Here is a 19,735-nt window from a genome sequence, read left to right as displayed (position 1 = left end):
GCCCACGCTCAGGGTGCGTCGTCGCCGAACAGTCCCCGCCTTTCGGCCCTTGCCATCTCGGTGAAGTTTGAAAGGGCGGAGTCCTCCCGTGCCTCGACCCATCCGTGCCTGGCGAGCCAGACGGAAACATCTTGGGCACCAATCCAGCAGCGGGAGACGATCTCTCCTTGCCATTCGCTACCTTCGGCCTCGCAGGTAACGGATCGATTGCGAATAAACTGGCGCTGCTGGGTCTTCGCCATCTCGCCGCAAGGCCAGGTTCCTCCGGCAGAACCGCGGCAGATCCTCTCGGCGTCTGTTGCGGAGATATCGCGCAGCCGGATCCGTTGCTGCTCACCAAAGGCCAGGATGCCGGCCTCAGGGCTTGCCGGTCGGTGCAATACAACGACTGTTGTTGTCGGCCGTGTCGCGACCTGCATGGGCGTGCGCGCCTCGATACGCTCAAGGTCGGAGGCCGCCGCAAAAGCGGGATAGCCGAAGATCTCGGGCTCGATGGCGCGGACTGGCCGCACGGCCTCGGCGGTTGTCGATTGCAGGGCAGGGGAGGCCTCCGGCCGGATTGCTCCGGCTTCCGGCAGCCGCAATTCATCGAGATCCGGCACCTCAAGATCCTGCATGTCGTATTCGACCGGCTGATTAGCCAATTGGCCAGCGCCAAGGGTAACAAGATAGGCCCAGAGGACGACGCCGGTGATCCCGGCAATTGTTGTGATCAGGCGGCGCATCCGGCAATCTTCCTACTGGCTTGCCCAGACAATCCGGGCCACCCATTCCACATCGGCCATGTCGATCAGCCGCGTGGGGTGCTCGGGGTTTAACGATTGCAGCTCAATATTGCGTGTCGACTGCCGGGCAAGGATCTTGGCCATGACCTCGCCCTCACGGGTCTTGACGACCACACGATCGCCGCGCCGCACCTGTGCGCCCGGCTCGACGATCAGTACGTCCCCGTCCCGGTAGAGCGGCTTCATGCTGTCGCCCTGCACTTCAAGCGCATAGACACTGGCGCCGCCGGCGCCCGGTGCCGTGGGGAATTCCACGATGTCCCAGCCTTGTCCTGCCGGAAAACCACCGTCATCGAAAAAGCCGCCGGCACCGGCCTGTGCCATGCCGAGAAGCGGAATGGGGCTTGGCTGCGACGGGAATGCGCCGGACGGCAAATGTCTGTTCTCTATCCTGTCGCGTGCCACAAATCCCATGAACTGGTCCAGGCTGGCACCCGTGGCTTCCAGCACCTTGGCGATCGATTCCGTCGATGGCCAGCGCATCCGCCCATCGGCGGCCACGCGTTTGGATTTGTTGAAAGACGTGGGATCAAGCCCGGCGCGGCGCGCCAGACCCGATGGCGTCAGCGAATTGGATTCGGCCAGCCGATCAATCGCGGCCCATATGCTGTCGTGCGAAAGCATGATTGCGCGCTGCTCCAGCGCCGGGCCTGATGGAATGAAGTCCGGCAGTGCATGGATCATAAATGCCCTGGCAGCGCTAGTAAAGCAAAAAGGAATAAAATCCTTGATGCTGCGATGGCGGCTTCTGTCAGGCGACCATCGCCATGTTGATCTTGCCCAGCTGAATAACGGCCTGCGTGCGGCTGTCGACCTTCAGCTTCAGGAGGATCGCCGAAACATGCGCCTTGATGGTCGCCTCGGAAACGCCAAGCTCATAGGCAATCTGCTTGTTCAGCAGCCCTTCGGCCAGCATGCCCAGCACGCGGCTCTGCTGCGGCGTCAATGTTCGCAACCGACTGATAAGGTCGGCCACGTCAGGATCCGTTTCCTGGCCGTCCTGATAGCCCGGTGGTGTTGAGATCTCGCCGCTGAGGACGGTCTCAATCGCCGCTCTGATCTCCTCGATACCAGCCGATTTTGAAATGAAACCGGAAGCGCCAAGTTCGAGCGCCCGGCGAATGGTCACATTGTCGTCAGAGGCGGAGACGATGACGAGGGGAAGGCTTGCGAATTCCGCGCGCAAGGCCATCAGGCCGGAAAAACCCGAGACCCCGGGCATGGCCAGATCCAGAAGCATGAGATCGGCATCGGGTGTTTGAACCGCGGCCTGGCGTGCAGTGTCGAAATCACCGGCTTCAATGATCGTCTGTTCGCCATCGATGCCAACCAAGGCCTGGCGCAGCGCGCCGCGAAACAGCGGATGATCGTCTGCAATGATGAATGTGGATGCTGTCATGTCATGGCCCCCTCCCAAGAGCGATGTCATCTGGCGTGCTGCAAGCGGTCGCCGTGTCGTCTTTTAGCGCTTGATGCGCCATCAGACAATGGTCGAAGGGCGAATGCCGTCAAGGACTTGATATTCATCAGGTTCGCTGGGGTGTCTCCTGTTCTTCTTCCGCGCGAAACTCCTGAACCAGTCCGAAGAATGCGCGCATGAAGCGCTCCATGATGCCGATGGAACGGTCGATCTCCGCGTCGCTGGGAAGGTCATCGCTTTTGAGAGCGGTGTCGGATCCAAGCTTTGCCTCCAGCGCCTCGACCCGCTTCTCCAGGCGCGCCAGATCGGCGTCATAGGCGGCGCGCTCGTCGGCCGCCATTCGGCAGGTGAGGCTGCCATCGGCTTCCTTGCAAAGCGCCATGGCGCCCGTCTGGCGGTCAAGCCGCACGAAGCCGCCCTCGGATTTTTCCAGCGTGTAGCGCTCGCTGGACGCCTCCTGTGCCTGGACCACTGGCGCAAGCAGCATCAGGACAACAGTTGCAGTGCTCAGGGTTTGCATCGACATGAAAGCCTCCTTTGGCCCTTTGATGGTGCCTTCGCCGTGGACATTTGCGCCGGATTGCGGCAAACCGCGGCCAACCCTCTAGGATCTGGGAGAGATCGGACCATGGACAAGATCATCTACAAGATTGTCCCGATGGAATTGTGGCAGGAGGCGCGCAGCCTCGGGGTTTTCAAGGGTGCACCCATCGATCTCAAGGATGGCTACATTCATTTTTCCACCGCCGCCCAGGCCGTCGATACCGCCCGCCTGCATTTCGCTGGTGAAACCGGCCTCATGCTCGTCGCGGTCGATGCCTTGGTGTTCGGCGACAGTCTGAAATGGGAGCCGTCGCGCGGCGGCGATCTCTTCCCCCATCTCTTCGCCGATCTGCCCCTTGATGCGGTTCTCTGGGAGCGGCCCCTGCCGGTCGGCCCGGATGGGCTGCATGTGTTTCCCGATCTCTTTGCCAAGGACGTCAACTGATGCTCGATCTCTTCTCCCTCGGTCGCCGCGGCCTGTTCCTCTTCGATGCGGAAACGGCGCATGGATTGTCGATCGCAGCCCTGAAGACCGGGCTTGTTCCGCAATGCGCGCCCGCGGCCGATCCGCGTCTCGCCCAGACGGTTGCCGGCATCCGCTTTGCCAATCCGCTCGGCATGGCCGCTGGTTATGACAAGAACGCCGAGGTGCCGGACGCGCTCCTGTCGCTCGGCTTCGGCTTTGCCGAAGTGGGCACGCTGACGCCGAAGGCGCAGGCCGGCAATCCCAAGCCCCGCGTCTTCCGTCTTGAGCGCGATCGCGGTGTCATCAACCGCCTCGGCTTCAACAATGAGGGACACGAGGCAGCGCTTGCCCGGCTTGCGGCGCGCAGCACCCGTCCCGGCATCGTCGGCGTCAACATCGGCGCCAACAAGGATGCGCTGGATCGCGTTGCCGACTATGTCGAAGGCATCCGCAAGTTCTATCCCGTCGCCACCTATTTCACCGCCAACATCTCGTCGCCCAACACGCCGGGCCTGCGTGATCTGCAGGCCAAGGAAAGCCTTGAGGTTCTGCTTGCAGCAGTCCTTGCCGCGCGCGACGAGGAGGCGATCCGCGCCGGCCGTCGCCTGCCGGTCTTCCTGAAGATCGCGCCCGATCTCACCGAGGAGGGCATGGACGATATCGCCGAGGTCATAGCTGCCCATCCGCTCGACGGCCTCATTGTGTCGAACACCACGCTGTCGCGCGAAGGTCTGATCGAGACAAGCATCGCTGGTGAGGCGGGCGGTCTCTCCGGTGCCCCGCTGTTTGAGAAATCGACCGCTGTCCTTGCCCGCATGCGCAAGCGCGTCGGCCCGGCCCTGCCGATCATCGGCGTCGGCGGCGTGTCCTCGGCGGAAACGGCGCTCGAAAAGATCCGCGCCGGTGCCGATCTCGTGCAGCTTTATTCCTGCATGGTCTACGAGGGGCCGGCTCTGCCGGGCCGCATCGTCAAGGGGCTGTCGCAGCTGCTCGATCGCGAAAAGGTCGATACCATCCGCGATCTGCGCGACACCCGCCTTGATCACTGGCTGTCGGTAAAGGTCTGATCGGTCTTCGGCTTCAGTCGCCAAAGCAGGAGCAGCCCGCGCAGGGCGAGAAAGACGTTGAGCGCGATCCACAAACCGTGATTGCCGAAGGCCGGCACCAGGATCGCAACCGTCGCAAGGTAGCCGGCAAGCGCAACCAGCATCATGTTGCGCATGTCGGTGGACCAGGTGGAGCCGATGAAGACACCGTCCATCTGGAAGGCCAGCGCCCCGGTGAGCGCCGTCAGTGCCGCATAGGGCAGGTAGATTTCGGCGAGTTCGCGCACATCGCCTGCCGTGGTGATGAAGGCGATGATCGATGGGCCGAGGGTGAGGAAGAAGATCACGCTGAAGACCGCCAAGCCGAAGGACCAGAGCCCGGTGAGCTTGACCGCACGCTCAAACGCGCTCCGCTGCCGCGCGCCGATGGTCTCGCCGCTGATCTGCTCGGCCGCCGTCGCCATGCCGTCGAGATAGAAGCTGGCGATCATGAAGAAGTTCATCAAAACGGCATTGGCCGCCAGCGTCACCGCCCCGAAACCGGAGCCGATCCGCGTCATCACGGTAAAGGCCGTGATCAGCGAGAAGGTGCGTATCAGGATATCCCGGTTGAGGCGCAGGAGCGCCCGAAGCTTCGCTCCGTCGCTGAGCAGGTGGAGCTTCGGTTTCGCTTCGTCGCCGTATCGGCGGAAGAGGAAGGCAAAGCCGGCCAGCATCGCCACGGTCTCGCCGATCACGGTGCCCCAAGCAACGCCCGCGATGCCGAAACCGAAGGTGATGCCGAGCAGGATCGACATCACGATATTGGTGCCGTTGAGGAGAAGTTGCAGCCCAAGCCCAACGCGACCGAAGCCCCGCCCGAGCACAAAGCCGAGCAGGGTAAAATTCGCAAGCGTTACGGGCGCTGCAAGGATGCGGATGCCGATATAGGTCACCGCTGCCGTTTCCACGCCGCCCTCCGCCCCCATGAGCTCAGGGCCAAAGCCCACAATGACAGGCGAGAGGAGGAGGATGAGGAGGCCGAAACCCAATGCAAGTGCGATCGAACGCCAGAACACGCCGAACAGCTCTTCCGCTTCGCCGCGCCCCTGCGCCTGGGCGACCAGCGCCGTCGTCGAGGCGCGCAGGAAGTTGAGACTGGCGAACATCAGGTCGAACAGCGCCGCCGCAATGGCAAGTCCCGCCAGGTCCGCCGCTGCACCGCTGCGGCCGACCACCGCGGTATCCGTCAGCCCGAGCAGCGGCGTCGTAACGAAACCGAGCGTCATCGGCACGGCGATGGCAAGAACGCTGCAGTGGCTGACCTCGATTGCTCGGGCAGGGGCGGTCGGCGATGCTCTGTCCATAAAAACTCCGGCGTCGGGCCGGAGCGGGAGAATCACTCAGGCGGAAAGCACCATGGCCCAATAGGGGCGGTTGGCGGAAGCGCTATCCCAGGCAACGGCAACACCAAGCCCGTTGAAGGAACCGAGCATATTGTCGAGATGGCGTTTGGAATCAATCCAGGCCTGCACGGCGCGCTCCACGCTGTCCTGACCGGCCGCAATGTTTTCCGCCGCCGGCAAAGGCACGTCATGCCCCTTCATGCGCTCCAGAAAGCTGTCGCGAAAGCCGATGAGGTGAGACATTTCGCCGGCGCGCGCCATGCGCTTGGCCTGCGCAACCGCTGCGACTTCTGCCCTAGCATTGCGCGACAGCCGCGACAGGCCTTTGTCGGCACGAAGCGCATTGACCATCTCAAGCGATTTTGCCGTCTCGATGCGGGATTGCCCGTCGCCCGGGTTCAGCACATCAGAGGTTCGGCAGCTGGCAAGCACGGAAACCGTCAGGCCGGCGCCTGCCAGAAGTAGGTGGCGCCGGTTGATTGCTGCTGGGTTCATCGTCAGTTCCGCGAGGCAAAGAGGCGCAGGATGATGAAGACCGGAATGACCACGGTCGCGCCGATCAACAGATATTGCCCGATATCGCCCAGCGCGTTGAAGCCGGTGTGCCAGAGATCGAGCACGAACCTGCGGATGGCGTAAACGAGATCCATCGGTGCAAGCCCGAAAATCGACATCACGAAGCCGACGATCAGCGACACGACGATCAATTTGACCAGCGTCCTGCCCGGCGTGTCGCCGAGAAATCGATTCATGCCATCAGCCATCTTGTGTCTCCTGTTCCAGCCGCGGATATGGGTTGCAGCTTATCCCGCCGCAAGCCATGCCGGTCCGTCCAACGAATAGGACTTGAGTTTTTTTCACCGATCGGTCAAGACCGCGCGCCCTCCCATGCTGGAAGGCGCCAGGGATACGGACCGATGCACCCCACCCATTTCTCCTCCGGCGATGTCATCGCTGATCGCCGTGCCGATTATGCCCGCATGCTTGCCGAGAATGGCGAACATGAGGCAGCCGTCGAATTGATGGAGCAGGCGCTGGAGCTGGCACCCAGCTGGCCGGCCGGCCTCGTTCAGCTTGCCGATTATGCCGTGAAAGCCGGGAGGCCGGAAAAGGCGATCGAAGCCCTGGGTCGCATCACGGATCCAGAAGCGATCGATATGTTCGGCGTGACCCTGAAACTGGCCCTGCTCGGCGCCGCAGACGTGCCCGAGGCCCCGCCAATTGCCTACGTCGAAGCCCTTTTCGACGATTATGCCGACCGGTTCGACAAGTCACTCGTCGAGCGCCTCGATTATTCGGTGCCGCAAAAGCTGGCCGAACTGATTGTCGCGCATGACGACAGGCATTTTGCGCTCGCGGTCGATCTCGGCTGCGGCACAGGCCTGTTCGGAGCGGAAATCCGCACCCGCGTCACGCGCCTCGAAGGCTTCGACCTCTCGGCCAACATGCTGGCCAAAGCCGCCGAAAAGGATTTGTACGATCTGCTCGCACGGGCCGATCTCTCGCTCGAGGCAAGCCAGTCCGGCCTGTTCGAGGGCGAGCTCTCGCCCCATCGCGCCGATCTCGTCTCCGCCGCCGATGTGCTGATGTATCTCGGCGATCTCGGCCCGGCCTTCGCGCTGGCTGCCCGCCTCGCAAGCCCCGCCGGTCTCTTTGCCTTTTCGGTTGAAGATGCAGGCGAAGGGGAGGGCTTCGACCTGCTGCCAAGCCTGCGCTATGCGCACACCGAAAGCCATGTTGGCGCCCGCCTGGCCGAACATGGCTTCAGTCTGCTCACCCTGCACAGAACCACCATTCGCAAGGATGGCGGAAAACCGCTCCAGGGCATCCTGTTTGTTGCGACGCACAACCCCTGAGACGCAGCTTTCTTGCGATTTGCAGCATAGGTCAGGTTTGCTGACCTATCACCCTTGTTTTCCAGTGCTCTTACGGTATTTTCTCATCGAAAAGCCATTCTGGAGACGTGTCATGGCGCATCTGACGAGCATGTTGGGCATCTGGAATTCCAACCCCGCCCGCCATACGCCTGCGGAAGACCTGCAGGGCCTCGTGGCCGGCAGCCTGATTGCCGCACTCGGTCTCTATTTCCTCGCTCAGGTCGGGCTGCTCACCGGCGGCATGGCGGGCCTTGCCTTTGTCCTGCATTATTGGAGCGGCTGGAGCTTCGGTCTCCTGTTCTTCGTGCTCAATCTGCCCTTCTACATCCTGTCCCTGCGGCGCGTCGGCGTGGATTTCACGCTGAAGACATTCCTTGCCGTCGGCCTGACATCCTTCCTGGTCGAAATCGAGAGCCGCTTTCTCGTGATCCAGAGCATCGCGCCGATCTGGGCGGCGATCCTTGGCGGGCTTCTCCTGGGCTTCGGCCTTCTCGCGCTCTACCGCCACCGCGCCAGCCTCGGCGGTCTCGGCATCCTCGCGGTCTATGTCCAGGATCGCTTCGGCGTCCGCGCAGGCCTTGTGCAGCTTGCCTTCGATCTTTGCATCATGGCACTCGCCTTCGCCGTCGTCAGCCCCTCGGTGGTGCTCTACTCCATCGTCGGCGCCGTTGTCCTGAACCTCTTCCTCACCATCAACCACCGCTCGGACCGCTATATCGCGCTGAGATAGCTTTCACTCCGTGCGTTTCGTCGGGGCGAGCTGGCGCAATCGGTAGCTTTCAGCGAAGTGCTGCTTGACCAGATCGAACCAGTCGCGAGGCAGAGCGCCGAGCACGCATGTATCCTCTACCAGGCGCTTCCGCGAGATCCACTGGGCGGGGCGCAAATCCGGTCTGGGCCATACGAAGAGATTGAGTTCGTCGGTATAGATCCACTGCGGGCGATCATCCAGACCGATATGACGGCAGAGTTTCTCGGGGACCTGCAGCGCACGTCGGCCAGCCTGCGGCTTCATGTGCGAAATGCCCAGCGCATAGACGATGGTTGAGCCGAACTCATCCTTCTTCGCCAGCAGGAGTGCTGTCGGATAGGTCTTCTCTCCGTCCTGACGTCGCCCGGCTTTGCTCGACCACAGATATTCGTAGGCCACAACATGGCCGATGGGTGGTTCGGCCGGGATCTTCATCCGTTGGGGAGGTCGTCGAGATCATACGGTTCATCCGTCGCCACCTCCGACTTCAGCACGGCGTCGATCTCGTCGATGCCGAGGGCTTCGACCGGAAGGCTGACCCTGAACCGTTCCCACAGCTGCTGAAACATCTCCGCCGAGACGAGATAGGCGGTCGGCCTGCCATAGCGCGTGATCTCGACAGGACCTTGGTAGATCCGTTCGTGCCATTCGCCAAAATTCTTCTGAAACTCGGATGCGGGCACGCGCACCATGGGCTGATCCTTTTCCGTAACTTACGGAACATAGCAGCTTTGCCTGATCTCTTCAATCTGCTGCAAGGCAGCCGCTACCCTCTTCTCTTTCTCTGCCCAGTCACTACCTTCAGCCGGTGAGCTCAGATGATTCCGCCCTTGCCCTCCTGCCTGCCCCCTTCCTTCGCTGGTTCGGCGAAAAGGGCTGGGCGCCGCGCGATCACCAGCTGGAACTGCTGGCAAGGTCGAGATCGGGCGAAAGTCTGCTGCTGATCGCGCCGACCGGCGCCGGCAAGACCCTGGCCGGCTTTCTGCCGTCTCTCACGGAACTGACCGCGCGCGGGCGCAAGAAGCCTGGCGAAGCCTTCACCGGCATCCACACGCTCTACATTTCGCCCTTGAAGGCGCTTGCCGTCGATATCGAGCGCAATCTGATGAAGCCGGTCACGGAAATGGGCCTGCCCATCTCGATCGAAAATCGTACCGGCGACACGCCGGCCTCCAAGCGGCAGAGACAGAAGACCCATCCGCCCGACATTCTTTTGACGACGCCGGAACAGCTGGCGCTCCTCATATCCCATGCCGATGCCAAAAGGTTCTTTGGGGATCTGCGCTATGTCGTGTTCGACGAGTTGCACTCGCTGGTCACCTCCAAGCGCGGTCACCTTATGTCGCTCGGTCTCGCACGGCTTCGCGACCTTGCGCCGGGATTGAAGACCATCGGCCTCTCCGCCACCGTCGCCGAGCCGATGGATCTTCGACGTTGGCTGGTCGAACAGCGGCAAGAGGGCGAAAACGCCGCGGGCGTCATCACGGTCGATGGCGGGGCACGTCCGCATATCACCATCCTGCAGACAGAGGATCGCATTCCCTGGTCGGGCCACCGCGCCGTCCATGCCATTCCGGAAATCTATCGGGTGCTGAAGGACTTCCAGACGACGCTTCTCTTCGTCAACACACGCTCCCAGGCCGAAATGCTGTTCCAGGAGCTTTGGACGGTCAATGACGACAACCTGCCCATTGCGCTCCACCATGGCTCGCTCGACGTGTCCCAGCGCCGCAAGGTCGAGGCGGCGATGGCGGAAAATCGTCTGCGCGCCGTCGTCGCAACCTCGACGCTCGATCTTGGCATCGACTGGGGCGATGTCGATCTCGTCATCCATGTCGGGGCGCCCAAGGGGGCAAGCCGGCTCGCCCAGCGCATCGGCCGCGCCAATCACCGCATGGACGAGCCTTCGCGCGCCATCCTCGTTCCGGCCAATCGCTTCGAGGTCATGGAATGCCAGGCAGCCCTCGACGCCAATTATATCGGCGCGCAGGATACGCCGCCGGTGGGCGAAGGCTCGCTCGACGTCCTCGCCCAGCACGTGCTCGGCATGGCCTGTGCCGATGCCTTTGACGAAGATGCCCTCTACCGCGAGGTTCGCACCGCGCTTCCTTACGCCGCTTTGCCGCGCGAGACCTTTTCCCGCATCGTCGATTTCGTCGCAACGGGCGGCTATGCGCTGAAGACCTACGAGCGATACGCCCGTATCCGCCGCCGGGCCGATGGTCTCTGGCGCGTGTCCAATCCGCAGGTGGCGCAGCAGTACCGGCTGAACCTCGGCACCATCGTCGAGATGCCGATGCTCAATGTGCGAATGGTCAAACGCAACCACCTCGGTTCCATCGGGCGCGGCGGCATGACGCTGGGCAAGGTCGAGGAATATTTCTTCGAGCAGCTGACCCAGGGCGATACCTTCCTTTTTGCCGGCAAGGTCCTGCGCTTCGAGGGCATCCGCGACAATGAGTGCCTGGTCTCCAACGCCTTTTCGATGGATCCGAAGATCCCGGCCTATGCCGGCGGCAAGTTTCCGCTGTCCACCTATCTCGCCGATCAGGTGCGCGCCATGCTCGATGATCCCCATCGCCGTGCCAACCTGCCGGATCAGGTGCGCGACTGGCTGTCCCTGCAAGAGGAAAAGTCGGTCTTGCCAAAGCGCGGCGATCTCCTGATCGAGACCTTTCCCCGCGGCGAACGCTTCTACATGGTGGTCTATGCCTTCGAAGGGCGGCTCGCGCATCAGACACTCGGCATGCTGCTCACCCGCCGCCTCGAGCGTATGCGTGCGAAGCCGCTCGGCTTCGTCGCAACGGATTACGCGCTTGCCATCTGGGGACTTGAGGACATGGGCTCGCTGATCGCGCGCGGGGCTTTAAGCCTTGCCGAGCTTTTCGACCAGGATATGCTCGGAGACGATCTCGAAAGCTGGCTCGACGAGAGCTTCATGCTGAAGCGCACCTTCCGCAACTGCGCCGTCATTGCCGGGCTGATCGAGCAGCGCCATCCGGGCAAGGAAAAATCCGGTCGTCAGGTCACGGTCTCTTCCGATCTCATCTACGACGTGCTGCGCAGCCACGAACCGGATCATATCCTGCTGCAGGCCACGCGGCAGGATGCCGCGCAGGGACTTTTGGACATCGCCCGGCTTGCCGATATGCTGGCACGAATCAGGGGGCATATCCTGCACAAGCGGCTGACCCATATTTCGCCGCTTGCCGTTCCGGTCCTTCTCGAAATCGGCAAGGAGCCGGTGGCCGGCGAGGCGCAGGAGCATGTGCTTTCCATGGCAGCGGACGATCTTATCGCCGAAGCCATGGCGTAAACGGCTTGATGCGGATAAGAAGCGGCCAATTCGCGGGACCGGAATGATGACGGGTTTGACGGCACGGCGCCTGACGCCGATCGAAACGATGGACTGCACGACCGAGATCGCCCTCTCGGGCGTCGCGGCTGTCTGCGATCTGACCGGTGCCCTGTATCTCCCAGATCACGATACGCTCGTCGTGTCGGATCTGCATCTGGAAAAGGGCGCCGCCTTCGCGCGACGGGGCCAGCTTCTGCCGCCTTACGACACGCTCGCCACGCTCACGCTTCTGCAGTCCGTTCTCGCGCGCTACCAGCCGCGAACCATCATTAGCCTCGGCGATAATTTCCACGATCGCGTCGGCTCGGCCCTCATGCCACAGGCCTTTCGTGAGATGATCCGAAGCCTGGCCGTTGGCCGCGACATCATCTGGATCAACGGCAACCACGATCCCGACGGCATATGCGATCTGCCCGGCATCTCGCTCGACGAGTTCACGCTTGCGGGGCTGACCTTCCGGCACGAGCCGTCACTCGCGCATGGCCGAGGCGAGGTCGCCGGTCACCTGCATCCCGCGGCCACCGTCCGTCGCCGGGAAAAGTCCGTGCGACGGCCGTGTTTCGCAACCGATGGCAGCCGCATGGTCATGCCGTCCTTCGGTGTCACCACAGGTGGGCTGGATTTGCGCCACAAGGCGTTCACCGGCCTCTTCGCCCGCACCGACCTGATCGCCCATCTCTTGGGGCGAGACCGGATCTACTCCGTCCGCTACGGCAACCTGCTCGCCTGAGTCTCAATTCAACGGCCCACGCTGTAGCGTAGTATCACGGCACCCGTGTCGACGGGGCGGGCCTCAATCAGGCTGAGGGGCTTTTCGGAGCCGGGCTTGAACAGCGGATTTCCCCGGCCGAGCAGCACGGGCGCCACGCATACTCGCAGCTCGTCCATCAACCCTGCTTCCAGCATCTCCTGCTGCAGTTCGGCGCTGCCGAAAATGAAGATGGCCTTGCCCTCCTGCGCTTTCATCGCCGTAAGTTCGGATACGGCATCCTTCAGGATGCGCGTGTTGTTCCAGGTCGCTTCGGAGAGAGTGCGGCTTGCCACGCCCTTGGGCTTGGTATTCATGTAGGCCTTGATCTCAGGTTCTTCTGTCGCCTCGGGCCAATAGGCAGCCATACCCTCATAGGTCTTGCGACCGAAGACGATGAAGTCGGTCTCCTCGCCCAGCGAGAGGGCATAGTTCCGCATATCCTCTCCCCACGCCGCCATGTGAAAGGCGAGGTCCCAAGGCGTTTCCCCCTCGAAATACCCGTCCAGCGACATCAGGTTCCAGCCGATCAACTTGCGCATCTTGTTCCCCTCATAAACCGGTTGCATATTGAAATCAGTTGATCCCTAGCGGATCTGGTGGCAAGACGCAATCAGTTTTGGAGTGCGCATCATGACCACGCAACGCTCGGGTTGCCCGATCAATCTGACACTGGAAGTGCTGGGAGATCGCTGGAGCCTCATCGTCATCCGCGACGTGATGTTCGGCAATCGCCGACATTTTCGCGAATTGCTGCAGAATTCCGAAGAGGGCATTGCCTCCAACATTCTAGCTGACAGGTTGAAACGTCTGACTGCGAACGGCCTTCTGACGCGGGCCGATGATCCCGCGCACAAGCAGAAGGGCATCTACAGCCTGACGGCGGAGGCAATCGAGCTTGTACCGATGCTGGCCATGATGGCGGCTTGGGGGCGCAAGCACATGCCGGTCAGCGAGGATCTGGCGATCCGGGCCCAGATCCTGGAGGAGGCCGGTCCCGACCTCTGGGCAGCCTTCATGCAGGAGCTGCGGGTCATGCATCTGGGAGAGCCGCGCAAGCCCGGCGCCCGCGATGTGTTGGCCGAACTCACGCAAGCCTATCTTGACGTCAAGGCAAGGCTCGACCCCGCGCGCTGACCCGTCAGTCCTTGCGGAAGATCAGGCTCGCCGCCCAGCCCGTCAGAAGCGCAAGCGCCACGGCAAACAGGCCGTAAAAGATCGGGCGCTCATGCGCGGCCTGCGTGATCATTTCCTCAAGGCCGGTTTTGATCACGCGAAGCGGCTGTTCCTTCTCGGTCACGAACTGGCCGGACTTGAACAGATAGGCTTTCACCGTGTGCACGCCGTCTGGAATGTTGGCCGGCAAGCGCAGTGTCGCCTTGAACAGGCTCGACGAGACGAAACGCACGCCGCCCGTATCCCGCTGGTAGAGCCCGTCGGATTGTTTGAGCCGCCGGAAGGCCTCGCGGAACTCGGAGAGATTGGCTGCCGTGCTGATGAAACCGGTTGGCGTCAGCGCCAGGTGATCGATGCCGACGCCGAGCGACGTCAATTGCTGATCGGCCGCGATCTGCTCCACCGGCCGCGTGCTCGCCAGCGAATAGGAAATCGGCATCTGCTCGAAGGTCATCGAGGCGCGGTTGACCCAGATGCCGAACAGCCGCTCCTTGCGCCGCACCGTCGTCCAGTCGCGCGGGCCCTCCAGCGTCACCACCACATCGTATTGGCCGATGGCCAGAAGCAGCTGATCGACATTGGAAAGCGCACCGAAGATCGTCAGATCCGCGCCGGTGAAATCGGAGGTAATCGCGATTTCGCTGGTCGAGGTGCCGATATCCAGCGTCTCGCCGCCGACAATCTGCAACTCCAGCGGATTTTGCGCCCGCACGCCGGGGGCAGCGCCGAGAAGCGCAACGATCATGACAAGCAACGGCAGGCCGATCTTCATCTCAGCCTCCGATCGCGATCGAGTAGATGTCTGCCGGCGTCACCACGAGCTGGATCGCAAGACGCACGCCGACGGCAAGAACCAGGAGACCAAGCAGTGCTCGCAATTGCTCGCCGCGCAGCTTCTGCCCGACCCGCACACCGTATTGCGCCCCGATGACGCCGGCGACCATCAGGATGAAGGCAAGCACGATGTCGACGGAATAGTTGGTCGAAGCCTGCACAATGGTCGTGTAGGCCGTGGTGAAGATGATCTGGAACAGCGATGTTCCGACAACCACGTTGGTCGGGATGCGCAAAAGATAGATCATCGCCGGCACCATGATGAAGCCGCCGCCGACACCCATCACCGAAGTCAGGATGCCGATGGCAAAGCCGAGAGCCAGGATCGGGATGACGCTCAGGTAGATCTTCGACTTCTTGAAACGCATCTTGAACGGCAGCCGGTGCACCCAGTTGTGCTGGCCCGGCCGTTTCAGCGGCACGCTCTCGTTGCGCGAGGCGCGGCGCAGCGCCCTGAGGCTCTCGATCAGCATCAGCGCGCCGACCGTGCCGAGAAAAACGACGTAGAGCAGCGAGATGATCAGGTCCAGCTGACCCATCCGCCGCAGCCATGAGAAGATCCAGACGCCGATCGTCGCGCCCACCAGACCCCCGATGAGCAGCATGAAGCCCAGCTTCATGTCGAGCGTGCCGCGCCTGAAATGGCTGATCGCGCCGGAAACGGAGGAGGCCACGACCTGGTTTGCGCCGGTGGCAACGGCAACGACAGGCGGAATGTTGTAGAAGATCAGAAGCGGCGTGATGAGAAACCCGCCGCCGACGCCGAACATGCCCGAGAGAAAGCCGACAGCCGCGCCCATGCCGAGGATGATGAACACGTTGACCGACAACTCGGCGATCGGCAAATAGATCGTCACTTTCAGGCCCCAAATGCAGCAGACCGCACCTTGCGGCACGGTGGACATCGAGCCGGCAACGGCTCGTTTGGAATTATCTCAGATTTGGCCCAAGTGCTTGATAGTCCTTGGCCCCAGCCGATTACATTCTTGCGCCCCCAGGGCTTGGAGTGTCAACCGACACCCTAGCCATAAGCTGCGATTTTGTGCCTTCTGTGACGAAGCTCACTTGTTGTTCGTCAAAAGTGCGCTGACCAGCTTGTCGTCCACCTGTCCGGTCGGGGCGAGACCCTTTGACGCCTGGAAGGCCTTGATCGCGGTCACGGTCTTTTCGCCCATCACGCCATCCGGCTTGCCGGCATCGAAGCCGTTCTTGTTGAGAATGGCCTGGATGTTGGTCACGGCCTTCTTCATGTCGACGCTTGAGGTCTTCAAGCCCTTGCCCGCCCATTCATCAGGCATGTTGGCTGTATTGGAGTCCAGGTCGGGTTCCCTAGCTTTCCACGCATCGACCTCGGCCTTTGCGCGCTCCAGGTCGGCGGGTTGCAGGGCCTTGCCCACCTCGTCGCGCTTTTCCGCAGCATCGGCATCGCCGCCCTTGGCCGCAATCGCAAACCACTTGTAGGAGCCGGCAAGATCCTGGCCGGCGCCATTGCCGCGGGCCAGCAGGATCGCCAGGTTGAACTGACTGTCGGACACCCCGTGCTCGGCGGCCTGGGTGAACCATTCCACGGCCTTGCCATAATCCGGCGTGCCATCGCGCCCGGAGGCGTGCATGACGGCAAGATTGTGCATCGCGCTGGCATTGCCCGCACTCGCGGCCAGTTCATAATAGCGTTTGGCTTCGGCAGGATCGGCTGGAAGGCCGGTGCCCTTTTCGAGGAAATTGGCCAGACGATACTGCGCCAGCGCAAAGCCGCGATCGGCAGACAGGCGATACCACTTGGCGGCTTCAGCAAAATCGCTCGGCACGCCGCGACCGTCGGTAAAGCGCGCGCCGATCTCGAACAGAGCCACGGCATCGCCGCGTTTTGCAGCCTCCACCAGCGATGCCGGCGTAATGGCCGCTGGCACCTCGATGGATATCGCGCTGTCTGCAACGGGTTGCGCAGCGGATGCGGCGTTTGCGATCTCCGCCGAAGCTGCCTGCGCGTCAGACGGCGCATCGGTGACAGGCGTGGATGAAGCCGCCTCCATGTTCGTGCCTTCGACGGGGGCTGCGCTATCGCCTCCCGCCATGGCGCTTGCAACAAGCGGTTCGGGCTGCGTTTCAACCGGTCTTCCGAAAGGTGCTGTCGCCGTTTCAGCGTCTGCCGCAGCGACATTGCCCGCGTCGCCGGCCGCGATGGCATCGCCCGCAACGGCGGCGCCGATTGCCGGGGCATCAAGCGCACTCGTCTCATCGGGTGCGCCTTCTGGAGCGTCCTGGGTCGGCGCGTCGATCGCGATGACATTTGCCGGCTGCAGGAAGGTGTTGACGAGCGGCATGGCCATCGCCGCCAGCAGGACTGCGCCCACGGCAATGAGGATCGGTCGACGATAGCGGCCAAGTAGCGAGGTCTTGCCAGCTTCGCCGGCGCCGGAGGCTGCGGCATCGTCGCCGCTTGCTGCCGTCTTCTGCGCCCGGTTCATTTCCATCGCAGCCGCCTGGGCGGCCCGACGCGCCGCGGCGATATAGTCTGCACGGTCGTCGCGCGTCTCGGTCGTTGCTGCCTGTCTTGCGGCCTGCTGCTGGCTGGCGCGAACCCGCTCCAGGATCTTGCGGACATCCGGCGCGCCGGAGCCGGGTTCGAGCAATTCATTGGTATCGTCCGGTCGCAGAACCTCGACCGGGTCGATCGACGGCGCAGGCGAGATGACCTGGCGGCCTTCGGGACTTGTGGAGGGCGCGTCGGCTGCATCGGGAGCGGCAGGCTCCTTGCGACCCGGCATGATCTTTCGACCAAGGCCGGCAAGCAGGCTGGGCTTGGCGCTCGCCGTTTCGCGCTCACCAGTCGAAACGACAACCTCAGGGATCGTCGCTCCATGGTCCAGCTTTGCTGTAGGCTGCGCCTCTTCTTCCTGATGGTAGGCATAAGCCGGTTCAGGCGCCGGGGCCGGAATGCTGTCGGGTGCGGTCGAAACGGGCTCGGCAACCTCGTATCGTGCAGCCGGCTGTTCCCATGCCACGGATGGTGCAGGATCGTTGTGCCGAGCTTCGGCAGCGTGGTCGCGGGTCGGAGGGACGGTATAGGCCGCTTCCTCGTCGGCCCAGCGCCGCGGTTCCGGCTGGCTCACGTCGTCCACCTGCGGCCCATCATGGCGCGCGCCCTCATGCAGTTCGTCCAGGCGACCCGCAATCTGCACCAGCGTGTCGTGCAGCGCCTCGAAGGTGCGGTGCGTCCGTTCTTCCGAATGGCGCGAATACTCTTCAAGTTGCTTCAGGTGATCGGCAAGCGCGGTCAGAACGCCGATGTCTGTCGCGCTCGCCCCGCCGGTCGCGCCGCTATACTGGGCGAAATTCGCCATGACGGTTTCCGCCGCCTGGCGCGCCGCTTCGATAATGTATTCGTCGCTGGTCGCGACGTAGTCTTCAAGCGCCGAGATGCGATCGGCCACATCAGGCTGCGCCGCCATCGGCTGGCTGATCAGCGTGGAGAGATGGGCGATCTGTTCTTCAAGGCCGCGAAGGCTCGCAGTTTCAAAGCCGGATTGATTGCCCTGGCTTTCCTCCAGGCGATCGACCACGGCGGTGAGGCGGCCTTCCAGGCTGCGCAGCGCGCTGTCATCGACAGCCTGCGTGGCAACCGGCCGTTCCATCTCCTCGATCCTGAGGGTAAGCGCCTCAAGCCGGTCGGTGAGCAGGTCATGGGTCGAGCCATAATCCATCGCGTCGATCTTGCGTGAGATATCGGCAAGATAACCGGTCAGGTCTGGCAGTTCCTGCGGCTGGTGATGCTGCTCCAGATAGGCGGAAAGCTGGTCGATGCGTTCCTCGACACGCAGCACGCTCTGTTCTGCCGAAAGCTGTTCAATCCGCTGCGAAAGGATCTCCAGGCGTTCGGCGAGTTCGCGAGAGGCGTGATCGTCTGCGGCGGGCCGCGTGGTGAAATCGTCGATCTGGGTTGCCATCGATGCCAGGCGTTCTTCCAGGCGCTGGAAGCTCGCCGGGTCGTTCGCGGCATTGTTGCGGCTTGCGGCAATCGCGCGGCTGATTTCGTCCAGCCTCAGGTCGAGGCCGGCGAACTGCTCCATCACCAGCCGTTCATTGGGGTCGATCTGCGCGCTGATCTGCTCCAGCGCGGCCGCAACGGAGATCAGCTTGTCCTCGAGGACGGTGATGGCGTTGCGGTCGGCAAGGCCACCAAGCTGCACCTTCATCGCATCCAGCCTGTCGGCAAGCCGCAGGATTTCCTCCCGGATGGCCTCAGGGTCAAACTGGTCGAGCCTAACTTCGACATCGCTCCAGCGACGTTCCATCCGCTGCACGGAGTCCTCGCGGGCAAGGCCATCCATCAGAGACCGAAGCTGATTGAAGTCTTCCCGAAGCCCTTCGGTCTCCGGGCTCCTTGCGCTGTCGAGATGGTGGATGCTATCCGCCAGCCGCTCAATGTCGGCACGCAGGTCGTCTCCCGGGCGAGTTGCCTCGGCAAGCGCGCGGATCGAGCGCATCTCTTCGCGCAGGCCAACAACTTCCCGGTTCAGGCTGTCGGCAAAGTCCTTCTTCAAATCCTGGCGCAGGCCAAGCAGGGCATGTGCAAAGTCCGTCGCCTGGCGCTCCGCCGGACGCAGGGCAGGGCGATTGTCGAATCCTGGCTGCGGGTCGCGCGCATAGGGTTCCCTGAGGGCCGGCGCTGGCTCGCGCAGAGGCGCCCGCGGCTGGAGAGCGGCATCCGGCTGGCGTATGGCACCTGCACCCTCTGCGGCGCGCAGACGGCTCTCCTCAAGGGCGCGCTGGCGTTCGCGGATTTCGCGGAGCGGATCAGGCCGGAACGGGCTTTCGCCGCGTGGCGGCTCGTCCGGCCGGCGGCGTCCGCTCTGCTCCATCAGGTCGCCGATGCGCGCTTCCAGCCCTTCGATCGTGCGGCTCAAGGCATCCAGCGAGGATGGGCCGCCGGGGCGCTGGGAGGGGGATCGAGATCCGTTCATGTTCTGCTCGCTTCGATGCTGTCGGCAATCGCCGATGCCGCGGTAAGGGGTGCTGGGTCTCCCATCAGTCCAACCTCTGTTTTGCCACCCCTTAGGAGGTGTGGCGCATCGGTCGGAATCGATTGCGGAGACCCGGCTGTCAGGTCAACTTTTCAGGAAACATGGTAAAGAAGCAGTTAAGCGCAGGGAGGAATTCTTCATTTGGGCCGTTGAGGCATCAAGACGACGGTTCGGTCGGCCTGAGGCGCCGCGTTTCCGCCTTGCGCGCCGCGCCGGACGCAAAAATCGCAAGCAGTCAGAACTTTGACGTTTACGCGCACGTCAATATTTTGTATAAGCGGGCCTGATCTGATCCGCTCGGAATTTTGTCTTTGGAGGAAGA

20 protein-coding genes are annotated in these 19,735 nt (G+C 62.7%); 7 read left to right on the top strand and 13 right to left on the bottom strand.

Features of this window, described 5'->3' with window-relative positions:
- Positions 1-8 precede the first annotated feature (8 nt).
- From FAA97_RS07650 to FAA97_RS07635, 4 genes are all read right to left on the bottom strand, one after another.
- Positions 9-725: a thermonuclease family protein gene (locus FAA97_RS07650; protein WP_136597945.1), complete on the bottom strand. Its 717-nt coding sequence runs from the start codon at positions 723-725 to the stop codon at positions 9-11.
- A 12-nt stretch (positions 726-737) separates the two neighbouring features.
- Positions 738-1,409 carry a S24 family peptidase gene (locus FAA97_RS07645; protein WP_136598312.1) on the bottom strand — a complete coding sequence of 224 codons (672 nt, stop codon included), beginning with the start codon at positions 1,407-1,409 and terminating at the stop codon, positions 738-740.
- Positions 1,410-1,536: 127 nt separating this feature from the next.
- A complete protein-coding gene (locus tag FAA97_RS07640) occupies positions 1,537-2,184 on the bottom strand; it encodes a response regulator (RefSeq protein WP_136597944.1) in 648 nt (215 codons plus the stop codon).
- 127 nt (positions 2,185-2,311) lie between these two features.
- On the bottom strand, positions 2,312-2,725 hold the full coding sequence (locus FAA97_RS07635) for a hypothetical protein (RefSeq protein WP_136598311.1): 414 nt from the start codon (positions 2,723-2,725) through the stop codon (positions 2,312-2,314).
- 42 nt (positions 2,726-2,767) lie between these two features.
- Here FAA97_RS07635 and FAA97_RS07630 point away from each other — a divergent pair, with 42 nt between their 5' ends.
- Both FAA97_RS07630 and FAA97_RS07625 read left to right on the top strand, forming a co-directional pair.
- A complete protein-coding gene (locus FAA97_RS07630; RefSeq protein ID WP_425467408.1) occupies positions 2,768-3,193 on the top strand; it encodes a DUF952 domain-containing protein in 426 nt (141 codons plus the stop codon).
- The gene (locus tag FAA97_RS07625) at positions 3,193-4,281 is read left to right on the top strand and encodes a quinone-dependent dihydroorotate dehydrogenase (protein ID WP_136597942.1); all 1,089 of its coding nucleotides are present in this window, start codon (positions 3,193-3,195) and stop codon (positions 4,279-4,281) included. Before FAA97_RS07630 ends, FAA97_RS07625 begins: the two co-directional genes overlap by 1 nt.
- Here FAA97_RS07625 and FAA97_RS07620 read toward each other — a convergent pair.
- From FAA97_RS07620 to FAA97_RS07610, 3 genes are read right to left on the bottom strand one after another with little or no spacing between them, the layout of a single operon-like run.
- Positions 4,257-5,606 carry an MATE family efflux transporter gene (locus FAA97_RS07620; protein ID WP_136597941.1) on the bottom strand — a complete coding sequence of 450 codons (1,350 nt, stop codon included), beginning with the start codon at positions 5,604-5,606 and terminating at the stop codon, positions 4,257-4,259. The two genes, FAA97_RS07625 and FAA97_RS07620, sit on opposite strands and share 25 nt — an antisense overlap.
- 36 nt (positions 5,607-5,642) lie before the next feature.
- Entirely contained in the window at positions 5,643-6,140 is a 498-nt protein-coding gene (locus tag FAA97_RS07615) for a CAP domain-containing protein (protein WP_136597940.1), read from the bottom strand.
- A 2-nt stretch (positions 6,141-6,142) separates the two neighbouring features.
- Entirely contained in the window at positions 6,143-6,409 is a 267-nt protein-coding gene (locus FAA97_RS07610; protein WP_136597939.1) for a DUF6460 domain-containing protein, read from the bottom strand.
- A gap of 153 nt (positions 6,410-6,562) precedes the next feature.
- On the opposite strand from FAA97_RS07610, the gene FAA97_RS07605 reads away from it, so the two are divergent.
- Positions 6,563-7,501, top strand: coding sequence for a class I SAM-dependent methyltransferase (locus FAA97_RS07605; protein ID WP_136597938.1), 939 nt, complete (start codon positions 6,563-6,565; stop codon positions 7,499-7,501).
- 112 nt (positions 7,502-7,613) lie between these two features.
- Positions 7,614-8,252: a YitT family protein gene (locus tag FAA97_RS07600; RefSeq protein WP_136597937.1), complete on the top strand. Its 639-nt coding sequence runs from the start codon at positions 7,614-7,616 to the stop codon at positions 8,250-8,252.
- A gap of 3 nt (positions 8,253-8,255) precedes the next feature.
- Here FAA97_RS07600 and FAA97_RS07595 read toward each other — a convergent pair whose 3' ends face one another.
- Both FAA97_RS07595 and FAA97_RS07590 read right to left on the bottom strand, forming a co-directional pair.
- Entirely contained in the window at positions 8,256-8,708 is a 453-nt protein-coding gene (locus FAA97_RS07595) for a growth inhibitor PemK (RefSeq protein ID WP_136597936.1), read from the bottom strand.
- Complete coding sequence (locus FAA97_RS07590; protein WP_136597935.1) at positions 8,705-8,965, bottom strand: type II toxin-antitoxin system prevent-host-death family antitoxin; 261 nt, start codon at positions 8,963-8,965, stop codon at positions 8,705-8,707. The genes FAA97_RS07595 and FAA97_RS07590 overlap by 4 nt, the downstream gene beginning before the upstream one ends.
- 116 nt (positions 8,966-9,081) lie before the next feature.
- On the opposite strand from FAA97_RS07590, the gene FAA97_RS07585 reads away from it, so the two are divergent.
- Both FAA97_RS07585 and pdeM read left to right on the top strand, forming a co-directional pair.
- The gene (locus FAA97_RS07585; protein WP_136597934.1) at positions 9,082-11,589 is read left to right on the top strand and encodes a ligase-associated DNA damage response DEXH box helicase; all 2,508 of its coding nucleotides are present in this window, start codon (positions 9,082-9,084) and stop codon (positions 11,587-11,589) included.
- Positions 11,590-11,677: 88 nt separating this feature from the next.
- Positions 11,678-12,361, top strand: a complete 684-nt coding sequence (gene pdeM, locus FAA97_RS07580; RefSeq protein ID WP_246041389.1) for a ligase-associated DNA damage response endonuclease PdeM — start codon at positions 11,678-11,680, stop codon at positions 12,359-12,361.
- An 8-nt stretch (positions 12,362-12,369) separates the two neighbouring features.
- Here pdeM and FAA97_RS07575 read toward each other — a convergent pair whose 3' ends face one another.
- Positions 12,370-12,921 (bottom strand): dihydrofolate reductase family protein, encoded by a 552-nt coding sequence (locus tag FAA97_RS07575; RefSeq protein ID WP_136597932.1) that lies wholly within the window; start codon positions 12,919-12,921, stop codon positions 12,370-12,372.
- Positions 12,922-13,012: 91 nt separating this feature from the next.
- On the opposite strand from FAA97_RS07575, the gene FAA97_RS07570 reads away from it, so the two are divergent.
- Positions 13,013-13,516, top strand: coding sequence for a winged helix-turn-helix transcriptional regulator (locus tag FAA97_RS07570; RefSeq protein WP_136597931.1), 504 nt, complete (start codon positions 13,013-13,015; stop codon positions 13,514-13,516).
- Positions 13,517-13,520: 4 nt separating this feature from the next.
- Here FAA97_RS07570 and FAA97_RS07565 read toward each other — a convergent pair whose 3' ends face one another.
- The 3 genes from FAA97_RS07565 to FAA97_RS07555 all read right to left on the bottom strand — a co-directional run bounded on the left by FAA97_RS07565 (position 13,521) and on the right by FAA97_RS07555 (position 19,353).
- Positions 13,521-14,327 carry a TIGR02186 family protein gene (locus tag FAA97_RS07565; RefSeq protein ID WP_246041365.1) on the bottom strand — a complete coding sequence of 269 codons (807 nt, stop codon included), beginning with the start codon at positions 14,325-14,327 and terminating at the stop codon, positions 13,521-13,523.
- 1 nt (position 14,328) lies between these two features.
- A complete protein-coding gene (locus FAA97_RS07560) occupies positions 14,329-15,246 on the bottom strand; it encodes a sulfite exporter TauE/SafE family protein (RefSeq protein WP_136597930.1) in 918 nt (305 codons plus the stop codon).
- A 204-nt stretch (positions 15,247-15,450) separates the two neighbouring features.
- Positions 15,451-19,353 carry a peptidoglycan-binding protein gene (locus FAA97_RS07555; protein ID WP_136597929.1) on the bottom strand — a complete coding sequence of 1,301 codons (3,903 nt, stop codon included), beginning with the start codon at positions 19,351-19,353 and terminating at the stop codon, positions 15,451-15,453.
- Between the last annotated feature and the right edge of the window lie 382 nt (positions 19,354-19,735).

This window comes from Peteryoungia ipomoeae, assembly GCF_004912165.1.
GTDB lineage: Bacteria > Pseudomonadota > Alphaproteobacteria > Rhizobiales > Rhizobiaceae > Allorhizobium > Allorhizobium ipomoeae.
This window is presented reverse-complemented; position numbering and strand designations above follow the sequence as displayed.